This is a genomic window from Mesorhizobium sp. M7A.F.Ca.MR.176.00.0.0, from assembly GCF_004023165.1.
In the GTDB taxonomy this organism is placed as follows: Bacteria; Pseudomonadota; Alphaproteobacteria; order Rhizobiales; family Rhizobiaceae; genus Mesorhizobium.
This window is the reverse complement of sequence record NZ_RZTC01000097.1, coordinates 1-3,171: the sequence shown is the minus strand read 5'-3', so window position 1 is coordinate 3,171 and position 3,171 is coordinate 1. Positions and strand designations below refer to the sequence as shown.

Below are 3,171 nucleotides of genomic sequence, written 5' to 3'. Positions count from 1 at the left end.
GTGCAGCGATGCGCTCCGGCAGATGGGCCGCACTCGACACTTCCGCGCTGGAACCGAGCGCCAGGGCCATGGCGGCGGCCGCGGCATCGTCGAGCAGGCCACGGATGGCGAGCGTGACTTCGGTCTCGGCTGCCGGCAGCACCTTGAAGGTGACGTCGGTGAATACGGCCAGCGTGCCCCAGCTGTTGGCCATCAGCTTGGACATGTCATAGCCGGTGACGTTCTTGACCACGCGGCCGCCCGACTTGAAGGACTCGCCGCGACCGGACACGACATTGATGCCCAGGACATGATCGCGCGCAGCCCCTGCCTTGAGCCGGCGCGGCCCGGAGAGGTTCGCGGCGAGCACACCGCCGATGGTGCCTCTGCCAGGCTCGCCGCCAAGCAGCGGACCGTAGTCCATCGGCTCGAAGCCAAGCTGCTGGCCGTTTTCCGCCAGCAGCTTTTCGATCTCGGCCAGCGGTGTGCCTGCCTTGGCCGACAGCACCAGTTCAGCCGGTTCATAGAGCGTGACGCCAGAGAGTTTCGACAGGTCGAGCGTGTGTTCGGTTTGCAGCGGCCGGCCGACGCCACGCTTGGAGCCGTGGCCGAGGATTTCCAGCGGCGAGCCTTCCGCCGCTGCCCAGGCGACGGTGGAGAGAACTTCGTCTGACGTGGTTGGGGTGAAAGTAGTCAAAGCCTGTGCTCCCGAAGCCTTTCGAGCACGGCTTCGCCCCGTGGCGACAGCCGATAACCGATCTGGAGACTCTCGGTGAGTCCGAGTTCCCCAAGCTTGCGGACATCCTGCTTGAACTTCAGCTTTTCGACACCGGCCTTGTCGGCCAGGACAGCAGCCGGCACTTCCGGATGGGCGCCGATCGCCTGCAGGATCCACAGGAAGTAGCCGGGTGCCGTTTTGTCCCAGCGCGCAAAACGCTGGGTCAAGGCATGCCAGTCCTCATCGGAAAGCACGGCGTCGCCGCGCAGGGCAACGCGTTCGTCGGGCTCGATGCCTTTGAGCTCGATGCGATAGACCGGGGTACCGTCATCGGGGCCAAGCATCTCCTGAAGGGCTCCTCGGGACGGAAAGCCGGCTGCGGTCGCGTCTTTCTCCGTCAATTCGGAGCCGCTCGCGATCGAGATGTCCCCGATCCTAACCGCACCTGACGCCGTTCTGACCCGCCCGCCGGCCTTGACGGTCGGCCGCTTCCAGCGGCGAAACGCGAGCGTCACTTCATTGCGCGCGATCTTGTCCAGCAAGGATTGTTTGAACAGCAACTCAAACCTCACTCGGGCATACGGTGAAACCTATGCCAGAAGCAGGTGCGGAAATGCCGCGATCCTTCGCACCCCCCTCTGTCCTTCCGGACATCTCCCCCGCAAGGGGGGAGATCAGATCGCTACGCCGGCTTTCGCCAATCCCATCGGTTGAAAAACAAGCATCAACATTGCGACCAGCCAATCTCCCCCCTTGAGGGGGAGATGTCCGGCAGGACAGAGGGGGGTGTTCAAGCGCCGACATATCCCTCAAAACCTCGGAATGTCCGGAAACGGCAGCTTGCCGCCGGAAATGTGCATGCGGCCGAGTTCGGCGCATCGCCGCAGCTGCGGGAACACTTTTCCCGGGTTGAGCAGATGGTTGGGATCGAAGGCGCATTTGACGCGCATCTGCTGGTCGAGATCGATCTGCGTGAACATTTCCGGCATCAGGTCGCGTTTTTCCACGCCCACACCGTGTTCGCCGGTCAACACGCCGCCGACCTTGACGCAGAGCCGCAATATGTCGGCGCCGAAGCTTTCGGCCTTGTCGAGTTCGCCCGGTACGTTGGCATCGTAGAGGATCAGCGGATGCAGATTGCCGTCGCCGGCGTGAAAGACATTGGCGACGCCGAGACCGTATTTTTCCGACAGCTCGCGCATGCCGGCGAGCACGCGCGGCAGCTCCTTGCGCGGGATGGTGCCGTCCATGCAGTAGTAGTCGGGCGAGATGCGGCCGACGGCCGGAAACGCCGCCTTGCGGCCGGCCCAGAAGCTCAGCCGTTCCTGTTCGGACTGCGAAATGCGGCAGGTGGTCGAGCCGTTCTTGTAGGCGATGGCCTCGACAAGACCGATCAGATGATCGACCTCGACGCCCGGCCCGTCGAGCTCGACGATCAGCAGCGCTTCGACATCCAGGGGATAGCCGGCATGGACGAAATCCTCGGCGGCGTGGATCGCCGGCCGGTCCATCATCTCCATGCCGCCCGGAATGATGCCGGCGCCGATGATGTCGGCGACGCACTGGCCGCCCTGCTCACTGGTCGGGAAGCCGATCAGCAGTGCGCGAGCCGTCTCCGGTTTCTTCAGGATGCGCACGGTGACCTCGGTGACGACGCCAAGCAGCCCTTCCGAACCCGTCATGACGCCGAGCAAGTCATAACCTTCCGCATCGAGGTGACTGCCGCCGAGCCGTACCACTTCGCCATTCATCAGCACCATCTCGATGCCGAGCACATTGTTGGCGGTGAGGCCATATTTCAGGCAGTGCACGCCGCCGGAATTTTCGGCGACATTGCCGCCGATCGAGCAGGCGATCTGGGAGGATGGATCGGGGGCGTAGTAAAAGCCCTCCTGCTCGACGGCGGTGGTGATGCCGAGATTGGTGACGCCCGGCTGGGCAACGACGACGCGATTGGGGAAATCGATCTCGAGGATACGGTTGAAGCGGCTCATCACCAAAAGCACCGCGTCCTCGAGCGGCAGCGCGCCGCCCGACAGCGAGGTGCCGGAGCCGCGCGGCACGACGCGGATGTTGCGATCATTGCAGTATTTCAGCACGCGCGACACCTGCGCCACGGTTTGCGGCAGAACAACAACCAGCGGCAGCTGCCGATAGGCGGTCAGGCCGTCGCTCTCGAAGGCGCGCATGGAATTGGCGGCGTCGACGACGCCCTCACCCGGCACGATGATGCGCAAGTCGGCGACGATCTCGTCGCGCCGGCGCATCGTGGCGTCGTCTGGTTTCGGCATGGCCAAGCCGGACATCGGTAGCCTCATTTCGCTTGACTGGTCAAAATCTTTTACCAGTGAAGCGCGCTGGGTGCAAATCCTGTGATGGTTGGGAATCCGGCATCAAGGCTGGGGCAAGCTTCCGCAGCGGCAATCTGCCGCTGTCTCACCCTCCCCCGCGCGGCGCTCTACGAGGACCTGTCT

Annotated in this window: 3 protein-coding genes; all 3 read right to left on the bottom strand. The window is 63.8% G+C overall.

The genetic code is table 11. The features are described 5' to 3' along the window. Positions 1-676, bottom strand: a 676-nt coding sequence (locus EOB59_RS36700; protein ID WP_245486755.1) for an FAD-binding protein, incomplete at its 3' end; no start/stop codon positions are given. Continuing rightward, on the bottom strand, positions 673-1,257 hold the full coding sequence (locus tag EOB59_RS26025; protein ID WP_127318616.1) for an ASCH domain-containing protein: 585 nt from the start codon (positions 1,255-1,257) through the stop codon (positions 673-675). The genes EOB59_RS36700 and EOB59_RS26025, both read right to left, overlap by 4 nt. 249 nt (positions 1,258-1,506) lie before the next feature. Beyond that, complete coding sequence (locus EOB59_RS26015; protein WP_128289542.1) at positions 1,507-3,003, bottom strand: FAD-linked oxidase C-terminal domain-containing protein; 1,497 nt, start codon at positions 3,001-3,003, stop codon at positions 1,507-1,509. Positions 3,004-3,171: the final 168 nt, after the last annotated feature.